Origin of the sequence: Xenorhabdus khoisanae (assembly GCF_001037465.1) — a bacterium.
GTDB lineage: Bacteria > Pseudomonadota > Gammaproteobacteria > Enterobacterales > Enterobacteriaceae > Xenorhabdus > Xenorhabdus khoisanae.
The window spans coordinates 1-20,670 of record NZ_LFCV01000129.1 but is presented as its reverse complement, the minus strand read 5'-3'; the positions used below and the strand labels follow the sequence as shown (position 1 = coordinate 20,670).

The following is a 20,670-nucleotide window of genomic DNA, read 5'->3' as shown; positions in this document are numbered from 1 at the left end:
TTAGTATTCTTTACATCGAAACAAATGTTTCCCAGTGAATTGCTACCCGTCTATAAACGCCATAGGCTGGGATGAACGAAGTAATATATATTGCTGTGTGTAGTCTTTGCCTGTCAGCCCATGATAGGCTTTTTTTTTGGGATTTTTCCAGTTTTTCTTCTATTAATTAATCATCATCACTAAAAAAGATCATGTTACATAGAATATAAAAGCCTGCGAATATTCTGACAGGCTTTTAAATTCAGGCCTGAATTATATTCAGCTAGTTACTTTTAGCCAAAGAAATCCAAGTTTTCACTACCGTATCTGGATTAAGCGATAAACTGTCAATTCCCTCTTTCATTAACCATGCTGCAAAATCTTCATGATCCGAAGGGCCTTGTCCACATATACCGACATATTTCCCCTGACGCTTCGCCGCTTGAATTGCCATAGAAAGTAATTGTTTTACGGCATCATTACGTTCATCGAATAATTCAGATACTACACCAGAGTCGCGATCTAACCCCAGGGCCAACTGAGTCATGTCATTTGAACCAATTGAAAAACCGTCAAAATACTCAAGGAACTGGTCTGCCAATAACGCATTTGATGGAATTTCACACATCATAATGACTTTCAAACTATTTTCACCACGCTTCAGACCTTGAGATGCCAATTCAGCTACCACAGCTTCAGCCTGAGTCACTGTACGTACAAATGGGATCATGACTTCAACGTTAGTTAGCCCCATAACATTGCGCACCCGCTTGACCGCCTCACATTCCAGAGCGAAGCATTGGCGGAAGTTGTCAGAAATATAACGCCCTGCACCACGGAAACCCAACATCGGGTTTTCTTCATGCGGCTCGTACATATCTCCGCCGACCAAGTTCGCATATTCATTGGACTTAAAATCTGACAAACGAACAATCACACGTTTCGGCCAGAATGCTGCGGCTAATGTTGCAATGCCTTCAGTTAATCGCCCCACATAAAATTCAACTGGGTCATCATATCCCAGCATTAACGTTTTAATCTGCTCTTGCAATTCAGGTGACTGCCGGGAGAATTCAAGTAACGCACGAGGATGCACACCAATCATTCGGTTAATGATAAATTCCAAACGCGCCAGACCAACCCCTTCATTCGGCAAACAAGCGAAATCAAATGCACGATCAGGGTTGCCGACATTCATCATGATCTTAACATCTAATTCCGGTAGTTCATCAACCTGAGAACTCTGAACGCTGAAATCCAATTTATTCTGATAAACAAAACCAGTATCACCTTCCGAACAAGAAACCGTTACTTGCTGGCCTTCTTTCAGGCGTTCGGTCGCATCTCCGCAACCTACAACAGCGGGGATCCCCAACTCACGGGCAATAATGGCAGCATGGCAAGTACGCCCGCCACGATTAGTGACAATGGCCGCCGCTTTTTTCATAATGGGTTCCCAATCTGGATCGGTCATGTCCGTTACCAGCACATCCCCCGCTTGAATGCGATCCATTTCACCAAGATTATGAATAACCTTGACAGTGCCAACACCAATACGGTGACCAATAGCCCTGCCTTCCACCAGCACATTACCCAGTTCATTGAGCTGGTAACGTTCCATCACCTGTTGATTTGAACGAACAGTTTCAGGACGCGCCTGCACAATATATAACTTGCCATTGTGTCCATCTTTTGCCCATTCGATATCCATCGGGCGTCCATAATGTTTTTCAATCAATAGAGCCTGTCTTGCCAGCGCTTCTACTTCACTATCAGACAAAGAGAAGCGATTGCTTAACTCGTTTGATACATCTTCCGTACGTACCTGTTTTCCATGCTCTTTACTATCGGCATAAACCATGCGAATTTTTTTAGAGCCAAGATTACGGCGCACTATTGCGGGACGATTATTTTCCAAAGTAGGTTTATGGACATAAAACTCATCAGGATTCACTGCACCCTGTACAACCATCTCACCAAGACCATAAGCCGATGTAATGAACACAACCTGATCAAAACCTGATTCAGTATCAATTGTGAACATCACGCCAGATGATGCCAGATCAGAACGTACCATCCGCTGTACGCCCGCAGAGAGCGCAACACCACGGTGATCATATCCCTGATGGACGCGATAAGAGATAGCCCGATCATTGAAAAGTGATGCAAAAACATGTTTGATGGCAACCATCACAGCATCAATGCCTTGCACGTTCAAGAAAGTTTCTTGCTGTCCAGCAAAAGAAGCATCCGGCATATCTTCAGCGGTTGCGGAAGAACGCACGGCGAAAGATGCATCAGGTTCGCCTTCAGACAATTGCAGATAAGCATCACGGATATCTTTTTCAAGTTGAGCCGTAAATGGCGTATCAATCACCCATTGACGAATCTGTGCGCCAGTCTTGGCCAGTTGATTGACATCATCAACATTGGTTTCATCCAGCAATTGATAAATGCGCTGGTTCACACCACTTTGTTCCAGAAAATCATTAAATGCCTGTGCAGTCGTTGCAAAACCATTAGGAACAGATACGCCAAGTTCTGCCAGATTGGTAATCATCTCGCCAAGAGAGGCGTTTTTACCACCGACCCGATTAACGTCATTCATGCCTAATTGGTTATACCAGAGTACATTGCTTGGGGTGAGGCCACTATTGGACATTAGAAACTATCCTTTTTTACATTCTCGAAGTACAAATCGGAAAAATTAAGGCTGCTCTTCACAGCAGGAAATAGCCTAGCACATTGTTTTGTCATATATGGAAAGGTGAATCGATCAACCCAACAATATTATTTTTTTACAGGTATAATCAGAAAACGTGGTTGTATTGATAATGCTTGATAAAAACGATTCAGCTAAACAACTTAATAAAGTCCGATAACTAACAATAGCAATCTAACAATAAAAGAAAGAAACAATGATAGAAACTTACCTCCCCCAAGCATCAGAAAATGAAGAATCGGAACGCAGCGTATTTTTTATTTCGGATGGGACAGCAATTACCGCAGAAGTATTAGGCCATGCCGTCTTATCTCAATTTCCAATTACTATTACCTCCTATACCCTACCTTTCGTGACGAGCAAAAATCGGGCCGAAGAAATCAGAGATCAAATAAATGCGATATATCAGCAAACGCAAATCAGGCCATTGGTTTTTTATTCCATCATTTCAGATGAAGTAAAAAGCATTATTACCCGTAGCGATGGGTTTTGTCAGGATATTGTCCAGACACTGGTTGCACCATTACAACAAGAAATAGGTATAGCTCCAAAACCAGAATTACATCGGACCCATGGATTATCCAAAAAAAATCTGAGTCAATATGATGCCCGTATTGCAGCGGTTGATTATGCTCTTGCTCATGATGATGGCGTTTCATTACGCAACCTTGATCAAGCCCAAGTGATCATTCTCGGCGTATCCCGTTGTGGGAAAACACCGACCAGCCTCTATCTTGCCATGCAATTTGGTATTCAGGCCGCAAACTATCCTTTCACTGCGGATGATATGGATAACTTACAGTTACCCCCTGATTTAAAATCCTTTCAGCATAAATTGTTCGGCCTGACTATCAGCCCAGAAAGGCTTGCAGCCATTCGAGAAGAACGAAGAGAAAATAGCCGTTATGCTTCATTACGCCAATGCCGCGTAGAAATTGCTGAAGTTGAAGCACTATTTCGTAAAAACAAGATTAATTATTTGAATACCACCAATTATTCTGTCGAAGAAATTTCAACCAAGATTATTGATAGTATGGGATTGAAACGCCGTATGTTCTGATTCCGATACCCGCATGTTTCACAATATTTATTCACGGCACTTTCTCGCTCAAATAACATTATTGTCTGTTGAATTTGCTGAAAGTTGAGTTATTGTGATTTCTGTCATTCCAGACACTGTCTCAATATGAAGGAAAATTCGAGAAAGTATATGTACAAAACAGATGAGTTAAGAACCCGCCGTATTGACAGCCTTATCACACCTAAAGCGCTTGCCGAACGATACCCTATATCAGAAAAGACGTTGCAAAATGTGACATTGTCACGAAAACGTATCGAGTCCATTCTGACAGGAGATGATCAGCGTTTACTGGTCATCATTGGCCCCTGCTCCATCCATGATGTTGATGCAGCTCTTGATTATGCCTCCCGCTTACGCACATTGCGTGAAAAATACCAGCACAGTCTGGAAATTGTAATGCGAACCTATTTCGAAAAACCGAGAACAGTCATTGGTTGGAAAGGTTTAATTTCAGATCCGATGCTAGATGGTTCCTATCAGGTCAATGAAGGGATTTCACTTGCCCGTAAGCTATTAATTGATATCAATGAATTGGGTGTTCCCGCCGCCACAGAATTTTTGGACATGGTGACGGGTCAATACATCTCCGATTTAATTAGCTGGGGAGCTATTGGCGCCAGAACCACAGAAAGCCAAATCCACAGAGAAATGGCTTCTGCCCTGTCATGTCCGGTTGGTTTTAAAAATGGGACAGATGGCAATACACTTATTGCCATTGATGCCATTCGTGCAGCACGGGCCAGACATACGTTCCTGTCTCCTGACAAAAATGGTCAAATGACTATTTATCAAACCAGTGGAAACCCCTATGGGCACATTATTATGCGTGGCGGAAAAAAACCGAATTATAGTGCGGAAGATATTGCAGCAACCTGCCATAAATTACGTGAATTTAACTTACCCGAACGTTTGATTGTGGATTGCAGCCACGCTAATTGTCATAAAATCCATCGCCGTCAATTAGATGTCGCAAAAAATATTGGAGAACAGATTCAAGCTGGTTCAACTGCCATTGCCGGCATCATGGCTGAAAGCTTTTTGGTGGAAGGTACACAAAAAGTGGTTCAGGGGGAACCGTTGACCTACGGACAATCCATTACCGATCCATGCCTTGGCTGGCAGGATACCGAACAATTTATCAGTATCCTTGCCAATGCCGTTGAAAATTGTTCCTGAATACTTTCCCTATTCTGGCTCCTGTTTGTTACTGCCGGAGCCAGATAAATCCATAAAAAATGATAAAAATCAACTAATTAACCATTTAACATAGGTATAAAAAAAATAACTTGAAGTTAACCTCTATTGAAACGATAATTATTCTCAATATTAGAATAATTATTGTTCAAATTTGGTTATGGAAAAATTAGCGTATCGCCAACATTGCTACACTAACCTCCTGCAACAGCAGATTCTTCCTGATCTATCCAACGATTCTGTAAAGCGCGATTGTACCGATGACCAACCACCATCGGAAAAATTGTATGCCATGAAAATTTACAAAAAAAACAGATTACCTCAACATATTCGACCAAATGCAGCAAATTTATTCTGACATAGCAAAATTTTTAGCAAGATCACCTTTTAAATATCAGCAAGGTAGCGTTCTTTCGTTTTAATTTATAAAACGCTATTTAAGCACGGAGATTGACCTGCATGACCCTAATTAAATCGCCCAGCCTAAGATTGTCTGCATTAACTGTAGCTATCTTCGCAAATTTATCTTCAGCGAATGCAGCGACAGTAGTTTCTGAAAAAAACAAATCATCCAAAGACACTTTAACTGTTTACGCCACAGGTAATCAGCGTGACAGTTTTGAGGCTCCGATGATGGTTACGGTCATTGATGGTAATTCAGCCAGTAGCAAAGTTGCAGGCAATGCAAATGATTTACTGAACAAAATTCCGGGAATTGAAATTACTGGCTCCGGACGCGCCAATGGACAAGATATCAATATGAGAGGTTACTCTCAGAAAGGTGTTCTCACCCTTGTGGACGGTATCCGACAAGGAACCGATACCGGGCATCTTAATGGCGTATTCCTTGATCCGGCACTGATTAAGCAAGTCGAAATCGTTCGTGGCCCATCGGCTCTATTATATGGTAGTGGTGCTCTCGGTGGTGTTATTGCCTACCAAACAGTAGATGCAGCTGATTTATTAGAAGAAGGTAAAAACACAGGTTTTCGCGTTTTTAACCGCGCAGGCACAGGGGATCACAGTCTGGGATTTGGTGGTACCGCATTTGGTAAAACAGAACAACTCGATGGATTATTGGCATTTGGTACCCGCGATGTAGGCAATATCCGCTACGGAGATGGCACGCAAGGCCGTAACGATGAAACCATTGGTAATATTCTGGCAAAAGGCTCCTGGAAAATAACTGACAGCCAGACACTCAGCGGTGACTTACGTTATTACCGTAATGAAGCACATGAGCCCAAAAATCCACAAGAACCTAACGATCATAGTAGAAACCAAAAGGTAGACCGCACCACAGCACAACGTGATGCACATCTGACTTATCAACTGAATCCATCAGACTACAACTGGTTAAACACCAGAGCGGATATTTATTATTCCGATGTAAATATTAATACCAAAAATAAAGACAAAAGTTTTGAAGGCCGCAAACAAGCAACTTACGGTATAAAACTTGAAAACCGCTCCCATTTGCCAAACACTGCTTTTGCAGCGCATCAATTTACCTATGGTGGCGAAATCTATAAGCAAAGACAAAAGCCAAGCAGTGATATTGTTGTAGGTTTTCCCAATGCCAATATTCGTTTTGCATCCGGCTGGATTCAGGACGAAATGACTTTACGGGAGTTACCTGTTTCGTTTATTGCGGGTACGCGTTATGACAATTATAAGTCTTCAAATAACAAATATGACGATATCAGTGCCGACAAATGGTCATCAAAAGGTGCCATTAGCATTACTCCAGCCGATTGGCTGATGATGTTTGCTTCCTATTCTCAGGCATTCCGTGCGCCAAGTATGGGCGAAATGTATAACGATTCCCGACATTTTGTTAAAAACTACTGGATACCCTCCCCAAATCTACGTCCTGAAAGTAATCAAACTCTGGAATATGGTTTCGGGCTTCGTTTCGATGAGCTGTTTACCGATAGTGATGGTCTGAAATTTAAGGCCAGCTATTTTGATACGAAAGCGAAAGACTACATCTCGTTTACTATTGGAGAAGGCGCTTCGAAATCAATTATGGATGGCTTTACGAAATCAATTAATATCCCAAAATCTAAAATCTGGGGTTGGGATGTTTCCATGACATATGATTCTGATTGGTTCTCCTGGAATCTCGCTTACAACCGTACAACAGGCAAAAATGAAGAAACCGGAGCATCCATAGGTACCCTAAACCCTGACAACCTAACCAGCACATTAGACATTCCACTATCTAATACAGGTTTTTCCATCGGTTGGATCGGTAAGTTTGCCCAACATACCCAATTCAAAGGTGTATATGGCACGAATAAAGATGAATACGGTCAGAAAATTTCTCAACACGCAGGCTATGGCGTCAATGATTTCTATGTCAGCTATCACGGTGATGGCACATTAAAAGGGCTAACGACTTCTGTCGTACTGGGTAATGCTTTCGATAAAGCTTATTACTCATCTTTGGGTACACCACAAACGGGTCGCAATGCCAAACTGTTCGTCAGTTACCAATGGTAAATAGTAATAGACCATGCCATTAATTTTTAAAATGAAATGTATTTTTAACGCCATTTTTTAAGGAGTCAGCAACTGTGAATCAATCACTTTATGAACGTTACCAACAAGCCAAAGCAGATAACAAAGCTAAATATGCACGTGACCTCGCGGCTTACCTCAATGTCAGCGAAGGAGAGTTATTGCAGAGCCGTGTCGGTATTGACGCAAAACGTTTGAATATTGATGCTCCAACCTTACTTCAGGAACTGGCGACAGTTGGCGAAACCAAGGCAATTACCCGTAATGACTTCGCCGTTCATGAGCATATTGGTCGTTACGAAAATACCAAATTCAGCCCACACGTTGGTTTGATCCTCAACCCACGTGAACTTGACCTGCGTTTGTTCTTCGAACACTGGAATAGTATTTTCTCTTTGGTTGAGCCTGCCAAGAATGGTATGCGTCACAGCATTCAATTCTTTGATCGCCAAGGTGACGCATTGCATAAGGTCTATACCACCAGTAATACTGATATGGCTGCGTGGGATGCTTTGATCGAAAAATATCAGTCCAATGAAAATCCGGCGCTGGAGATTCAGCCAGAAAAAGCACCTGAACATGCAGAAGTCACTGAGCAATTACGTGCACAATTAGATGAAGAATGGCGAGCGATGACTGATGTTCATCAATTCTTCATCATGATGAAACGCCATAATCTGAACCGCCAGCAAATTTTCAATGCAGTCAGTGATGATTTGGCATATCGCGTTGATAATTCAGCATTAAACCAGATTGTTGAAATTGCCTATAACGATCAGAACGAAATCATGATCTTTGTCGGAAACCGTGGCTGTGTTCAGATTTTTACCGGCAAACTGGAGCGTTTGGTGCCTTATCAGGAAGAAAATTCCTCTCAAAAATGGCTCAATATTTTCAACCATAATTTCACTCTGCACCTGATTGAAAGTGCCATTGCTGAAAGCTGGGTTACCCGTAAACCAACAGATAATGGTTTTGTCACCAGCCTTGAGTTATTTGATGCCACTGGAAATCAAATCGCACAGTTGTACGGTCAACGCACCGAAGGTACCCCAGAGCAAGCTAAATGGCGTGAACAAATTGCTGTTCTGCCTAAACTGCAACCAGAACAGGAAACTTATGTAGCATGAAAAAGTGGCTTCTAACATTTATGCTTGCCATCTCCTTCAATGTGTTCTCTGCTGAGCGCATTGTTACAATTGGTGGCGATGTGTCTGAAATTGTTTTTGCACTTGGCGAAGGAAAGCATGTTGTCGCAAGGGACAGTACCAGCCAAAATCCCAAAGCATTACTCTCTCTACCCGATGTAGGGTATATGAGGATGCTGAATTCAGAAGGGATTTTGTCTATGCGCCCATCATTGGTGATCGCCAGTGAATCGGCTCAACCATCTCTGGCACTCAAGCAAGTCGAAGATTCCGGTGTAAAAGTTATTAAAGTGACCAGCGAAACCTCGTTAGAAGCCGTTCCTGAAAAAATCATGACCGTCGCTAAGGCGGTCAATCAGGAAAAACACGGTGAAGCATTGATTGCCCAATACCGGCAACAATTAGCAAACATCGCCACATCAGATATTCCCACTAAAGTCATTTTTGTCATGAGTCACGGTGGCATTATGCCAATGGCTGCCGGTCAAAAAACCGCTGCAGATCAGATCATTCGAGCAATTGGTGCAAAGAATGCAATGCAAGGAATTCAAGGATATCGTCCTCTGTCTCAAGAAGGTGTTATCGCCAGCAAGCCAGATTTGTTACTGATCAGCACAGAAGGATTGAAGACTTTAGGCGGTATGGATAAAGTTTGGCAGCTTCCCGGGTTAAATTTCACACCAGCAGGTAAGAAAAAACAGATCGTTGTTGTTGATGAAATGGGCCTGCTTGGATTTGGTCTGCAAACTCCTGCCGTGATGAAACAAGTCCGTGAAGCTGCGGAGAAAGTGCAATGAGTCGTTCTCAATCCCCTAGTCTTGGTTTGATGATACTGGGTTTATTGTTATTTTTTCTAGCAATCAGCTCAGCCAATATGGGGGCATTGCCACTTTCTTTTAAAACCCTGTGGGAATCCTCTTTGGAGGACCCACAGTGGCAAATTTGGCTGAATATTCGGTTGCCACGTATTCTATTGGCAATTCTTGTCGGATGTGCATTGGCTGTGTCTGGTGCCGTAATGCAGGGGTTATTCCGCAACCCTCTGGCAGACCCCGGGTTATTAGGGATCAGTAGTGGAGCAGCACTTACAGTAGCAATGGCTATCGTCCTGCCTTTCTCTTTACCAGTCAGTATTGCGCTATACGGCCATATTATTGCGGCTTTTGCCGGCAGCTTATTGGTATCCTCCCTGATATTCTCTCTTAATAAATATAGCCACGGTAACCTATCAAAGCTGCTACTCGCAGGTATCGCTATTAATGCACTGTGCATGGCATTTATTGGTGTATTAAGTTATATCAGTAACGATCAACAATTGCGCCAGTTTTCCATTTGGATGATGGGTTCGTTGAGCCAAATTCAATGGCCAACGCTGATAATTGCCGCATCCTTCATTATTCCGGTTTGTATACTGACATTCAGCCAGTCACGAAAGTTAAATTTGCTTCAATTGGGCGATGAGGAAGCGCATTATTTAGGCATCAATGTCCAGCGTACTAAATATCAATTATTGTTACTGAGTGCGTTGTTGATCGGATGTTCAGTTGCACTGACAGGTGTCATTGGTTTTATCGGTTTGGTTATTCCACACCTTGCCAGAATGCGGTTTGGTGGCGATCATACTTGGTTGCTGCCAATATCAGCTCTGGGCGGGGCATGCCTTTTGTTAACCGCCGATACACTGGCCAGAACATTAGTTTCTCCCGCCGAAATGCCAGTAGGATTGATAACGGGTTTGATTGGTGCTCCCTATTTCTTATGGCTGATTCTTAAGTCATCAGGAGGCCGTTTATAATGGAGCCGATCATGTCAGATAACTTGCTTGAAGCTAAAAATTTAAATTATTTCATCGGCCAGCACCAGATAATCAGGGATGTTTCACTTTCCATTCGTTCTGGGGAAGTTGTTGCGATTATTGGTCCAAATGGGGCAGGAAAATCAACACTGTTACGATTATTAACTGGCTATATTCCTCCAAGCTCAGGAGAATGCCTGTTGAAAGGCGTTCCCATTTCCCGCTGGCCAACTCAGCCACTCGCACGCATTCGCGCAGTAATGCGACAATATAGTTCCCTTTCCTTTCCTTTCAGTGTGGAAGAAGTCATTGCAATGGGTCGTGTTCCCCATGAAAATGCCCACAACAAAATCGCCATTGATGAAGCTATTACACTGACCGAATGCGAAGAACTGAGAAAAAGAAATTACCAACAACTTTCCGGTGGAGAACAACAACGGGTTCAGCTAGCGAGAGTTTTGGCCCAACTTTGGCATCCAAAACCGACAGAATCTTGTCTCTTTTTGGATGAACCCACTTCAGCACTGGATCTTTATCATCAGCAACATACACTACGGCTCGTTCACCGCCTGACACGCCAGCAACCTGTTGCCGTCTGCTGTGTGCTGCATGATTTGAACTTGGCTGCACTCTATGCTGACAAAATTATTCTTTTACACAAAGGAAAATTAGTCGCATCCGGCACTCCACACGATGTACTGCGGGACGATATTCTCAAGCAATGGTATCAGGCTGATTTAGGTGTTACCCAACATCCTGAAACTCATCAACCACAGATCTATCTCAGGCAGTAAAAAGAGTGATTATGCTTTCTCAAATAAAGTAGAAGCAGAGAAATTAAAAAATGAAAAATCACACAATTATGTACAAATAAAAAGCATCTGAAACATTGGATACGTGATGACGGGTATAAAAAGAAACAAATAACATATAACGGTTATTAAACCTAAATCGCACGTTTTGCGTATACGACAAAAAAGAAATTCTTAAAATGACACGCGCAATAACATAAATAATTATTTATATATCGGTATCTTTTTCGCAAAAACCCCACATACGTGGGAGGTAAACATGTTAGAAAATGTTATCAACGATATTGTCAGATGGTTAGAAAGCCAACTTCAACGGACAGAAGGTATAAAGATAGATGCTATTGCCCATAAAAGTGGCTATTCAAAATGGCATTTACAACGAATTTTTAAGGAATTAAAAGGCTGTACACTAGGCCAGTACGTACGTCGACGCCGTCTTCATGAAGCAGCCAGATCTTTGCGTGAAGATAATTTGCCGATTCTTGATATTGCTCTGCAATATGGTTTTAGTTCTCAGGCTACATTTACCCGGATATTTAAAAAACATTTTAACACTACACCGGCTAAGTTCAGGGAAAGCGGGCAACTACCTGAATTTAAGACTTTCTTACATTGTGAAGAATAAAATTTATAATAAGTGTCACCCTTTAGGGTCAACTTCCCTGTAGTTGACCCTTTTTTTCACATTTCGCTAAATTTTCAGATTATTTCAATTCATTGATGAGCCAATGATACGATTGCTGTAACTCTGTATCCAAAGAGGGATATAGCTCGCTAATTTGTTGAATGACTCGTCCAACCGCCTCTGGTTGGTACAATACCCCAATTAACTTTTCAGCCAGTAATTCAAACGGAGCAGGTTCAAGACTGTCGGTAAACATCTGGCAACGGCTGATCACACCATGCTCAACATCAACATGCAGCTCAATTCCTCCCCAACGGAACCGTGTATCTAATGTGTGACTGAACGCCGGAGCCTGACCAAAATTCCATTCCCAACTACTCTGCTTAGCAAAAATATCACTAATACCCGGTAAATCAGGTAAAACCTGCGGTGAAATAATTTCCGCCTTAACTGTTTCGCCAAAATGGTCAAAAAATGCCTCAATAATGCCCTTACAAATCTTTTCATGTGTAATATCGGGCAATAATTCAGATAAGTTTGTTACTCTGGAACGAACCGACGTAATACCTTTCGCCTGTAATTTTTTAGGATCGGGATTAAGGTAATCGGCCAGACGATCCAAATCTGCGTTAATCAATAAAGTTCCGTGATGAAATCCCCGATCTTTAGTTTCCCGATACGCAGAACCAGAGATTTTACGTTCTCCTTCAGGGGAAAGTAAAACCAGGTCATTGCGACCAGAAGCTGTCGCATGAATCCCTGATTTTTTCAGCCCTTCAAGGATGATTTGCGTGGAAACAGTTTTGTTATATTCAGGTTTACCTGCCATAAAAGTGAAACACGTATTACCTAAATCGTGGAAAACTGCCCCACCGCCACTGCTACGTCGGGCCAGTTTAATGCCATCTTGTTCCATTCTTCGGGTATTACACTCTTTCCAAGGATTTTGCGCACGCCCAACTACGACAGTATTATCATTACGCCATAAGAAAAGAACACGCTGATTTGGCGGCATCTGTCGAAAAATACATTCTTCAACAGCAAGATTAAACCAAGGATCGTGAGAGTCTGACAATAACAGACGTAATGTGGACATTTTTGGCTCCGGCAAAGGAAAACAGAACATTAAGATATCATAAAGCGTTGCCGGAAAAATGGGATGAAAGTGGGATCACATCCTGCGAGCCTGCCAGAAAACACGGCGCCAATACACATTATCAAGCGAGGAACGGATTACCCCTTTGCTGGTAGATGCGTGAATAAATTCATTGTTAGTATCATAAATACCGACATGTAAGCCACTCTCACCACTGCCTGTCTTGAAAAAGACCAAGTCCCCCGGCATCAAATCATCTTTGCTAATCTTTGTGCCTAGTCTGGTTTGTTCACTCGTTGTACGGGGAAGCCGGATATTAAAACGATCATAAAAAGTACGATAGACAAAACCAGAACAATCAACACCATGTCTATCCATGCCACCGTAACGGTATGGTGTACTATGCCATTGTTCAAGTTGATCTCTTAGCTGGGCTATGACCATTATCGGATCAGAAAGGGCAACTCTCAACGGAGGGGGAGTAGATTTGGAAGCAGGGTTAGTACAGCCAATAAGAAATAGGCTAAATAGCAAAAATAAATATCTCAATTTCATGGTCAAACACCCGCCATTTCTTACTATCACCGTGAATTTAATACACTTTCAGTTTTGCTTATTTTCGTGCAATTAGGGGTGTTTTACGCTATTTTTCCATTATGAGCACCCCTGATAGCACCCCCAAGAACACCTTATATGATATCCCCATACTATTGAGAGACTAAACAGGAGAATATCAATTATGGCTTACTATAGTATAGAAAAACGCCCCCGTGCGGACGTAATACCGCTCGCTTAAGCAAACTGAGATAAGTCATAATCAGTCTCAGATGATTGTCTGAGGCCGATTTTTATGTCTGAATTTTCTCGTGAACTCCAGGCCACTGCGACCTTGAATTACCCTGAATCCATTAATGCCTTTAGTAAAAACATTCCTATGGAATGGAATTCCCATAACACCACCCGATATTAAACATTTATCACATTTAATTAGTGAGATAACTCTAAGCGTTATTGATTATTTTATCAGCAATATCAGAAAGTGTGAGAATAATTACAAAAGCCCCGTTAGGGGCTGTTTCATCTACATAGATAAAGCTTTCAGAACATTAGCGGGATCTTTCTCTATTGCTCTTAACAATGCTTTTGCTGGCCCTGTTGGTTCTCTTCTTCCTTGCTCCCAATTACGAAGGGTTCCAACATTAACTGAGATTAATTTAGCAAAACCCGCCTGACTCAATCCGGTTGCCTGACGAATGCTTTTTACTTTCACTGCCTCAACGGTAGTTTCACGAGAGGGAACACGTTCGCCATTAATGATTTCGTTCATCTGTGTCATGCTTTCAGTGAGTCTGGAAAATAATTTGCTGTCCATTGTTACCACTCCTCATTTAATACACGCAGGACTTTCTTTTCTGATTCACTGAGGTCGTCTTTGACGCCTTTTTTGTAAATCAGCAACAGCCTGATATGTGAGACATCGACTTTGTAATAGTAAATAACACGCACACCACCACGCTTACCTTTACCTCTGAACGCCCACCTGACTTTACGTAGTCCACCTGTGTGTTGGATAACATCACCCACTGTGGGATTGTCTGCAAGGTATTGCTGAAATTCACGATATTCATCATCGCTTAACAGTTCCTTGCAATCTTCGGTAAAGATAGATGTCTCGATAAATATCATATCTAAGTACGCCATTGGCGTATATCCAGCATGATAATAGATGCATTTAATATACAAATCAATAACGCATATATGAGTGAGATTTAGAAGGGGAAAAGCCCCATAAGGGGCTTCTCTTGGCTTTTAGGGAAAATTATTCTTGTTCTTTTTTACAGTTAGTTAGCTGCTGCATTATTCCATCGCGTGGGCTGCCAACAGAAAGTGTAGCTATAGCGTATTTAGGGAAAAAGGTTTCATTGTATTCACCATCATCATATTGAAATTCTCTCTCTGACATGAGCTTCCTGCCATCCGATGTGACTGGCGCAGCAGTCATAGCCATCTCATGACCAACATAATCGCCTGATTTCATCCCGTGAATTGTCATAACTCCATTTTTAAAAGTCATCTTGGCTTTCACTGCCACCAGCGGGAAAGAGTACTCACTTCCTTGTTCTTCCGCCACAGAATTAATTGTCTGACCTATTTTGCAGATGTATGTACCATTATATTCACTGTAGTTATCACCGCATCCTGTTAAGACAAGCATTGCAAATGCTATTAGTAGTTTTTTCATCTCATCCCTCGCATTTTTGCGGCAATCATAACAGTTGATTGCTAAAGACAATCACAAAAAAAACCTTAATCGTTAGCGCCCAGCTTTGGTGTGCAGTTCATGATGGTCTTCATGTCACCATCTCAACTCAATTGCATTCATCTTGTTGTTATTTGACATGTTAACCAACACATCAAAGCCTGACAAATATTGTATGGGGTCACATTTAGCTATGTTTTTGATTGGTAGCCGCTCAAATTTCTCTCTATTGAGTCTGGAATTAATCAAATAACGGTCATCTTCATTACCAGTATCGTGATTGAATATTTGTGAATAACCAGCCGTCACAACAAACTGAACTTCTGGGCACACTCTGAAAGCGATACCTGATACACGAAGGATCACGGCGTGAACGTGCCTCGCGTAATCATGAAAATACTCCTCAGCGGTTTTCAAGCGCTCGCCATTAGAGACTGGTGTATCTTCTATTTCTGGCAAGTCTACATCAATGAATAAGGTGCTGATTTCTTCATCATAATGGAAGGCGACTATGGTTTCTCTTGACCAATATGATGACAGGTAAGCATGTTTTAACCTTTCATCGACAGAACCAAGATTCACTGAGCTGTATTTGTCGAGATCATCGTGAATATCAATGATAAACTCGGGTTTTTCAGAAAAGCCTCGATTGTAAAAATCTTGGTAAATTACCGCCTTACCTTTATCTAGCTTTAAAACATTCGTGTACCTATCCCTTGAAAAATAATCTTCATTATCTTTCCCTGAACTAACCTCACGCCATTCTAATCTTGTAGGAAAGCCAAATACATTTCGGTTACCATCATAATCACTGCCTGATATAACCCCGGTTAACTCCAACTCATTGATTAACCTGTTTGCTCTTTGCCATTCAATATCAAATTCTCTTTGGATTTCTTCTATTGATACACAGTTTTTTTTGACCACAAAGTCAACAGCCTGCCAATATAATGGGTCTAGCCCCAGAGATTTGGATTTCATAACCATCCTCAGCAATATTCAATTTTCCTTGAGGAGGTTAGCAAAGAAACACCAAAAACCTCACTTAAGAGGCATGGTTTGTGATCTGTATTACAAGGTTTCCTGAGGCCTGCGGGCTACTGAACCTACTTAAAAAATAAAGCCCCTGCGGGGCCGTTGCTATTCTGTTACTTCATCAACCCATTTTACTGCTGTATAGTGAACTCCTGTCGTCACATCTTTATATTTTCCATCAATATAAACGTAATATCTTGTTTTATAACCTGTATAACCGCCATAGCTATTTTTAGCATTGATTTCTACCGGGACAACATAAGCCACATTCCTTGTGGACGGAGTGTAAGCTAGTCTAGCATTATGAAATTTATATTTTTCCGAGTCAGGATCTTTCAGTGTACCAGCAATAATATTCTTCAATGTTTCCTAATAGTTAGCTGGTTATTCATTATACTTAGCGTTTGCAATCTCCCGTTTTGTCATAGGTGAAACACAACCAGTAGCCATAAATACACATCCAATAATTAAGATAACTAACCTTTTATCCTCATCCCCTCTTTAATCAGATACATGAATCTTAATTAAAGTATGGTGCAAAATGAAGCAAAACAGGAAACTACAAGCCGCAATAAAGCACCCACCATCTTTGGGATTGCCTTTAAACACTTCCACCGGAATGCTGATATTTTCCTGTTCAGGACTAACAATTATTGAACCAATTTTGAAAAACATACATACCTCGCTTATTAATAATTTCTACCCCTGACCGCTCTAATGATCTTATACAAATCACCACCATCACGGCTTTCTTGAACTATCACCGCCCTTATTTTTCTCGTCAGTGATTGTTCCGCTGCCTGTGCATCTATATTTGAAGCGATAGATTGTTGCTGTTGGCCTTCTACATGAATGCCGCCAAGATTGACCTAAACTCCACTAGCAGACACGGGTTGCATTTCGTACATTATTGGTGCTGGAGTGCTGACTGTCATCGGTTGAGAACCGCCAACATGGCCGCCGGATGCATAGCCTTTCTTGGCGCTATCCATTAATCGATATAGGTTAGCCACGCCGAGACGCGTTGTTGCTTCCTTAGTGAAGACGAACTCGCCACCGTGGACAATGCCTTTAGGCTCATATTTACCGCCATTGCCAGTGTAGCCGCCACCAACAAATCCAAGGGCAGCTCCAAATGAAGTGCCACTAAATGCTGCTTTCATAGCTTGTAACATAGCCATCTGCATAAGCATTTTGGTGGTGGACATCCTCCCCACCCTCTGGCTACGCCAGCCGCTATGCGGGAACGGCGGAGCATCCACTGAACGTCAAAACATTAGGAGTTCTCACCCTCGAGGTTTCGCGCTCCGATAGCCGTTTATCCCTTCCATGAATGAAGGGGTCTGCACTCAGCGCTATTTGATCACAGGGCCATTGTGTTTGTTATTAATGTAACTGACCATGTTCATGCCGCCCGCAAGTGGCTCAACATAAACGACATCTATCGTTAAATGATCTAGGATGAATGGCGCAATATATTTCGCTATGCGCGATTTACTTCCCATGTATTTCACCGTTCCTGCCCCTCTGTTGGTACAAACATTCATTCGCCAGAAAACAAAAAAGCCGCATTAAACGACCTTGAATAGATTGGCTGATTTAGTTCAGTCGGACTGTCTCACACTACCGAAGCATTTATAGCTACAGGATTCAGTTGTTCGGAATAACCGAATATGTGAAACTTATATCAAATAACCATCGGTAAATATTATAAGGATTTAATATGTCACAATTCGAAAAATTACCACTCGGAGATAAAACACCTCTAGCATTCATCTTTGGTGGGATATTTTTACTCGCGCTATCAATTTTAAAGTGGATGACATCTGATATTGAAGTGGACTGGCTATATAACTCAGTTGAAAGTTTACTAGCCATTGGTCTTGTCATTGCTGGGATCAGACTACGTAAAAAGTATCGAAGCAATAACGAGTAAGTTTGAACTAACCGGAATTACCGGAGAGTTGGATAAAACCATCGAATTCATCTTTCATGGAGGTATCCTCTAATCCCGATCGAGGTGCTGCTCACATCAACTAAAATCACATATAACATACTGATTTAAATATGGTATATGGTGCTGCCTAACCCCGATCGGAGTGTTGACCATATTAACCAAAATAGAACTTATCATATTGATTTAGCTACGATATAGGTGTTGACCGACCCCGATCGAGTTGCCAACTCTGAGTGACTAATCACTGTTTACAGGCCGCGATTGCGGCCTTTTAAGAATATTAATGATATTTAATTTTCCAACGCCAACTCCACCGCTTTCTCAGCATGTATAGCTGTTGTGTCATACAGTGGGATATCCGTATCAAATTGACTCACAAGCAAACCAATTTCAGTGCATCCTAAAATAACGGCTTCAGCACCTTTGGAATAGAGATCCTGAATTATATTCAAATAACTCTGCCGTGAGTTTGGTCGGATGTCACCAACACATAATTCATCATAAATTACACGATGAACTAAATTCCTCTGTTCTTCGTCTGGCACAATGACTTCAATACCAAATTTATTAGTTAACCTTGATTTATAGAAGTCTTCTTCCATTGTGAAGCGAGTTCCCAATAAACCCACTTTCTTTATGCCATCACCAATCAATACTTCTGCGGTTGCATCCGCGATATGAAGTATGGGAATAGAAATGGATTTCTCTATATCATCGGCGACCTTATGCATTGTATTCGTGCATATTACTAAAAAGTCAGCGCCACCAGCCTCAACGGATTTCGCTGCAGTTTTTAGTAACGTTGCGGCTTCATTCCAGCGAGAAGAATTTTGTAATTTTTCAATTTCATCGAAATCCACGCTGAATAAACATATTTTGGCAGAATGGAGGCCTTTTAATTCCTCCTTGATTCCCCGATTAACGGCTTGATAGTAGCTAACCGTCGATTCCCAGCTCATTCCCCCTAGCATGCCTATTGTCTTCATTCATTATCCTCAATATTCTTTAAATGAACTTGCAGTAAATTGTAATTAATATTAATAAAAGAGAAATTAAACAATGACATTATTATTGAGAATTGCTACTACAGACAACATTTATTACATAGGTCTTCATATACTAATGAAATGGACTCCTCCCCAAATCGGCTTCAGTGAGCCATGCTGAATATATCAGCAAAATATGAAGAGGTGTCCCATGGAACAAATTATTGGAATTGATCTGGCAAAGCGAGTTTTTCAGTTAAATATCGTCTCCTGGGAAACCGATTCAGAACAAAATGGTATCCCGTGAAAAGCTTCCCGCTTTCATTGCCCAACAACCACCTTCACGAATAGTCATGGAAGCCTGTGGAAGTGCCAATTACTGGAGTCGTCAATTCAGACAGTTTGGTCATGAAGTTAAACAAATCAGCCCGCAATACGTGACACCTTTCAGAATGGGCAGCAAAAATGACAAAAATGATGCGATTGCCATTGTGGAAGCTGACAGCCGGCCGGGAATGAGATATGTGCCTGAAAAAACAATAGAACAACAGGATATTCAGTGTCTACATCGGGTTCGTCAGCGTCTGATGAAAAACCGAACAGCACTGATTAACCAGATACGCGGATTAGGGCTGGAATATGGCATTACCATGCCTGAAGGGGCTCATAAGGTCGCACAATGTTTACGGGAACATCTGGAAGATGCTGAGAATGAATTGACCGTATTGAGTCGTCAATTATTGCAGGAATTGCTGTTTGAACTGAAAGATCTTCAGCAGCGCCTGAATGAACTGGATAAACGGTTTGACCATCTGAATGCTCAAAATGAGGATATTCGTCGATTACTGACTTTACCGGGTATTGGGCCACTGGGCGCTTCCGCTCTGATGATAGCGTTGGGAGACAGTCAAGAGTTTAAGAACGGTCGCCATTTTGCCAGTTACCTGGGATTGGTGCCGAAAGAACACAGTAGTGGTGGAAAAACCCGGCAACTCGGTATCAGTAAACGGGGAGATGCCTACTTACGGGGAATACTGATCCATGGTGCCCGTTCTGTCATATATCGACTTAACAAGCGGCCTGATGAGCAATGTAATGAATTACAGCGCTGGCTGAAAAGTTTGATAGAACGTAGTGGCATCAATAAAGCCGCAGTAGCATTAGCCAATAAAAATGCCCGAATAGCTTGGGCATTGGTTAATAAACAATCGGTTTATATTCCCCGATAAGGTGAAATGTTAGTTTAATCATGTTGTTGAAGTCCATAAGTAGATGTACTGACAGGTAGTACCGACTCTCTGTGAACCTGGTAAGATCCTTAGCCTGATAAAGCTGTTGCACTAGTGAGGGCAGAGAGTGCGGATTTTCATCAGGGCTCTTTGAAGCCGAATATATGTTTGCGACTACTTTTGTCAGAAAAATACGTTACCTACTTGAATTAAGTCGGTGTCCATATA

At 41.8% G+C, this 20,670-nt stretch carries 19 protein-coding genes and 2 pseudogenes; 10 read left to right on the top strand and 11 right to left on the bottom strand.

Annotation, left to right across the window (positions count from 1 at the left end):
• Positions 1–262 precede the first annotated feature (262 nt).
• A complete protein-coding gene (ppsA, locus tag AB204_RS16720; RefSeq protein ID WP_047964511.1) occupies positions 263–2,641 on the bottom strand; it encodes a phosphoenolpyruvate synthase in 2,379 nt (792 codons plus the stop codon).
• Positions 2,642–2,897: 256 nt separating this feature from the next.
• Between ppsA and ppsR the strand changes: the two genes are divergently transcribed.
• The 8 genes from ppsR (at position 2,898) to AB204_RS16680 (ending at position 11,879) form a co-directional block, all read left to right on the top strand.
• Positions 2,898–3,761, top strand: a complete 864-nt coding sequence (gene ppsR / locus AB204_RS16715) for a posphoenolpyruvate synthetase regulatory kinase/phosphorylase PpsR (protein ID WP_047964510.1) — start codon at positions 2,898–2,900, stop codon at positions 3,759–3,761.
• A 150-nt stretch (positions 3,762–3,911) separates the two neighbouring features.
• A complete protein-coding gene (locus AB204_RS16710; RefSeq protein WP_047964509.1) occupies positions 3,912–4,958 on the top strand; it encodes a 3-deoxy-7-phosphoheptulonate synthase in 1,047 nt (348 codons plus the stop codon).
• 477 nt (positions 4,959–5,435) lie between these two features.
• Positions 5,436–7,481 (top strand): TonB-dependent hemoglobin/transferrin/lactoferrin family receptor, encoded by a 2,046-nt coding sequence (locus AB204_RS16705; protein WP_047964508.1) that lies wholly within the window; start codon positions 5,436–5,438, stop codon positions 7,479–7,481.
• A 74-nt stretch (positions 7,482–7,555) separates the two neighbouring features.
• Positions 7,556–8,629, top strand: coding sequence for a hemin-degrading factor (locus AB204_RS16700; RefSeq protein ID WP_047964507.1), 1,074 nt, complete (start codon positions 7,556–7,558; stop codon positions 8,627–8,629).
• Positions 8,626–9,444: a heme/hemin ABC transporter substrate-binding protein gene (locus AB204_RS16695; protein WP_047964506.1), complete on the top strand. Its 819-nt coding sequence runs from the start codon at positions 8,626–8,628 to the stop codon at positions 9,442–9,444. Before AB204_RS16700 ends, AB204_RS16695 begins: the two co-directional genes overlap by 4 nt.
• Positions 9,441–10,442 carry a FecCD family ABC transporter permease gene (locus AB204_RS16690; protein WP_047964505.1) on the top strand — a complete coding sequence of 334 codons (1,002 nt, stop codon included), beginning with the start codon at positions 9,441–9,443 and terminating at the stop codon, positions 10,440–10,442. Before AB204_RS16695 ends, AB204_RS16690 begins: the two co-directional genes overlap by 4 nt.
• Positions 10,442–11,236 carry a heme ABC transporter ATP-binding protein gene (locus tag AB204_RS16685; RefSeq protein ID WP_047964504.1) on the top strand — a complete coding sequence of 265 codons (795 nt, stop codon included), beginning with the start codon at positions 10,442–10,444 and terminating at the stop codon, positions 11,234–11,236. Before AB204_RS16690 ends, AB204_RS16685 begins: the two co-directional genes overlap by 1 nt.
• Positions 11,237–11,513: 277 nt before the next feature.
• The gene (locus AB204_RS16680) at positions 11,514–11,879 is read left to right on the top strand and encodes a helix-turn-helix domain-containing protein (RefSeq protein ID WP_047964503.1); all 366 of its coding nucleotides are present in this window, start codon (positions 11,514–11,516) and stop codon (positions 11,877–11,879) included.
• A gap of 79 nt (positions 11,880–11,958) precedes the next feature.
• Here AB204_RS16680 and AB204_RS16675 read toward each other — a convergent pair whose 3' ends face one another.
• The 9 genes and pseudogenes from AB204_RS16675 to AB204_RS22855 form a co-directional block, all read right to left on the bottom strand.
• Entirely contained in the window at positions 11,959–12,975 is a 1,017-nt protein-coding gene (locus tag AB204_RS16675; RefSeq protein ID WP_047964502.1) for a lipoate--protein ligase A, read from the bottom strand.
• A 75-nt stretch (positions 12,976–13,050) separates the two neighbouring features.
• A complete protein-coding gene (locus tag AB204_RS16670; protein ID WP_047964501.1) occupies positions 13,051–13,530 on the bottom strand; it encodes a C40 family peptidase in 480 nt (159 codons plus the stop codon).
• 526 nt (positions 13,531–14,056) lie between these two features.
• Positions 14,057–14,347 (bottom strand): NadS family protein, encoded by a 291-nt coding sequence (gene nadS / locus AB204_RS16665; protein WP_047964500.1) that lies wholly within the window; start codon positions 14,345–14,347, stop codon positions 14,057–14,059.
• 2 nt (positions 14,348–14,349) lie between these two features.
• Positions 14,350–14,661 carry a type II toxin-antitoxin system RelE/ParE family toxin gene (locus AB204_RS16660; RefSeq protein WP_047964512.1) on the bottom strand — a complete coding sequence of 104 codons (312 nt, stop codon included), beginning with the start codon at positions 14,659–14,661 and terminating at the stop codon, positions 14,350–14,352.
• A gap of 133 nt (positions 14,662–14,794) precedes the next feature.
• The gene (locus tag AB204_RS16655) at positions 14,795–15,217 is read right to left on the bottom strand and encodes a hypothetical protein (RefSeq protein ID WP_047964499.1); all 423 of its coding nucleotides are present in this window, start codon (positions 15,215–15,217) and stop codon (positions 14,795–14,797) included.
• Between the two features lie 114 nt (positions 15,218–15,331).
• Positions 15,332–16,216 (bottom strand): DNA translocase FtsK, encoded by an 885-nt coding sequence (locus AB204_RS16650; protein WP_161796578.1) that lies wholly within the window; start codon positions 16,214–16,216, stop codon positions 15,332–15,334.
• A 159-nt stretch (positions 16,217–16,375) separates the two neighbouring features.
• Entirely contained in the window at positions 16,376–16,633 is a 258-nt protein-coding gene (locus AB204_RS22510) for a hypothetical protein (protein WP_152671559.1), read from the bottom strand.
• Between the two features lie 326 nt (positions 16,634–16,959).
• Positions 16,960–17,472, bottom strand: a pseudogene (locus AB204_RS16645) (phage tail tape measure protein); the annotation flags it as partial.
• Positions 17,473–17,625: 153 nt separating this feature from the next.
• Positions 17,626–17,775 carry a hypothetical protein gene (locus AB204_RS22855; protein ID WP_161796577.1) on the bottom strand — a complete coding sequence of 50 codons (150 nt, stop codon included), beginning with the start codon at positions 17,773–17,775 and terminating at the stop codon, positions 17,626–17,628.
• A 218-nt stretch (positions 17,776–17,993) separates the two neighbouring features.
• Here AB204_RS22855 and AB204_RS16640 point away from each other — a divergent pair, with 218 nt between their 5' ends.
• Positions 17,994–18,206 (top strand): hypothetical protein, encoded by a 213-nt coding sequence (locus AB204_RS16640; RefSeq protein ID WP_047964496.1) that lies wholly within the window; start codon positions 17,994–17,996, stop codon positions 18,204–18,206.
• Between the two features lie 311 nt (positions 18,207–18,517).
• Here the strand turns inward: AB204_RS16640 and AB204_RS16635 are convergent, their stop codons facing one another.
• A complete protein-coding gene (locus tag AB204_RS16635) occupies positions 18,518–19,213 on the bottom strand; it encodes an aspartate/glutamate racemase family protein (protein ID WP_047964495.1) in 696 nt (231 codons plus the stop codon).
• A gap of 211 nt (positions 19,214–19,424) precedes the next feature.
• Between AB204_RS16635 and AB204_RS16630 the strand changes: the two are divergent.
• A pseudogene (locus AB204_RS16630) lies at positions 19,425–20,442 on the top strand (IS110 family RNA-guided transposase).
• Positions 20,443–20,670 lie beyond the last annotated feature (228 nt).

Excerpts from the sequence above, each read along its gene's own strand:
- AB204_RS16650 (WP_161796578.1), bottom strand. The coding sequence starts at position 16,216 with ATGAAATCCAAATCTCTGGGGCTAGACCCATTATATTGGCAGGCTGTT.
- AB204_RS16690 (WP_047964505.1), top strand. The coding sequence starts at position 9,441 with ATGAGTCGTTCTCAATCCCCTAGTCTTGGTTTGATGATACTGGGTTTA.
- AB204_RS16660 (WP_047964512.1), bottom strand. The coding sequence starts at position 14,661 with ATGATATTTATCGAGACATCTATCTTTACCGAAGATTGCAAGGAACTG.
- AB204_RS16675 (WP_047964502.1), bottom strand. The coding sequence starts at position 12,975 with ATGTCCACATTACGTCTGTTATTGTCAGACTCTCACGATCCTTGGTTT.
- ppsR (WP_047964510.1), top strand. The coding sequence starts at position 2,898 with ATGATAGAAACTTACCTCCCCCAAGCATCAGAAAATGAAGAATCGGAA.
- ppsA (WP_047964511.1), bottom strand. The coding sequence starts at position 2,641 with ATGTCCAATAGTGGCCTCACCCCAAGCAATGTACTCTGGTATAACCAA.
- AB204_RS16655 (WP_047964499.1), bottom strand. The coding sequence starts at position 15,217 with ATGAAAAAACTACTAATAGCATTTGCAATGCTTGTCTTAACAGGATGC.
- AB204_RS16640 (WP_047964496.1), top strand. The coding sequence starts at position 17,994 with ATGTCACAATTCGAAAAATTACCACTCGGAGATAAAACACCTCTAGCA.
- AB204_RS16710 (WP_047964509.1), top strand. The coding sequence starts at position 3,912 with ATGTACAAAACAGATGAGTTAAGAACCCGCCGTATTGACAGCCTTATC.
- AB204_RS16695 (WP_047964506.1), top strand. The coding sequence starts at position 8,626 with ATGAAAAAGTGGCTTCTAACATTTATGCTTGCCATCTCCTTCAATGTG.
- nadS (WP_047964500.1), bottom strand. The coding sequence starts at position 14,347 with ATGGACAGCAAATTATTTTCCAGACTCACTGAAAGCATGACACAGATG.
- AB204_RS16705 (WP_047964508.1), top strand. The coding sequence starts at position 5,436 with ATGACCCTAATTAAATCGCCCAGCCTAAGATTGTCTGCATTAACTGTA.
- AB204_RS22855 (WP_161796577.1), bottom strand. The coding sequence starts at position 17,775 with ATGGGAAGTAAATCGCGCATAGCGAAATATATTGCGCCATTCATCCTA.
- AB204_RS16670 (WP_047964501.1), bottom strand. The coding sequence starts at position 13,530 with ATGAAATTGAGATATTTATTTTTGCTATTTAGCCTATTTCTTATTGGC.
- AB204_RS16680 (WP_047964503.1), top strand. The coding sequence starts at position 11,514 with ATGTTAGAAAATGTTATCAACGATATTGTCAGATGGTTAGAAAGCCAA.
- AB204_RS16635 (WP_047964495.1), bottom strand. The coding sequence starts at position 19,213 with ATGAAGACAATAGGCATGCTAGGGGGAATGAGCTGGGAATCGACGGTT.
- AB204_RS16685 (WP_047964504.1), top strand. The coding sequence starts at position 10,442 with ATGGAGCCGATCATGTCAGATAACTTGCTTGAAGCTAAAAATTTAAAT.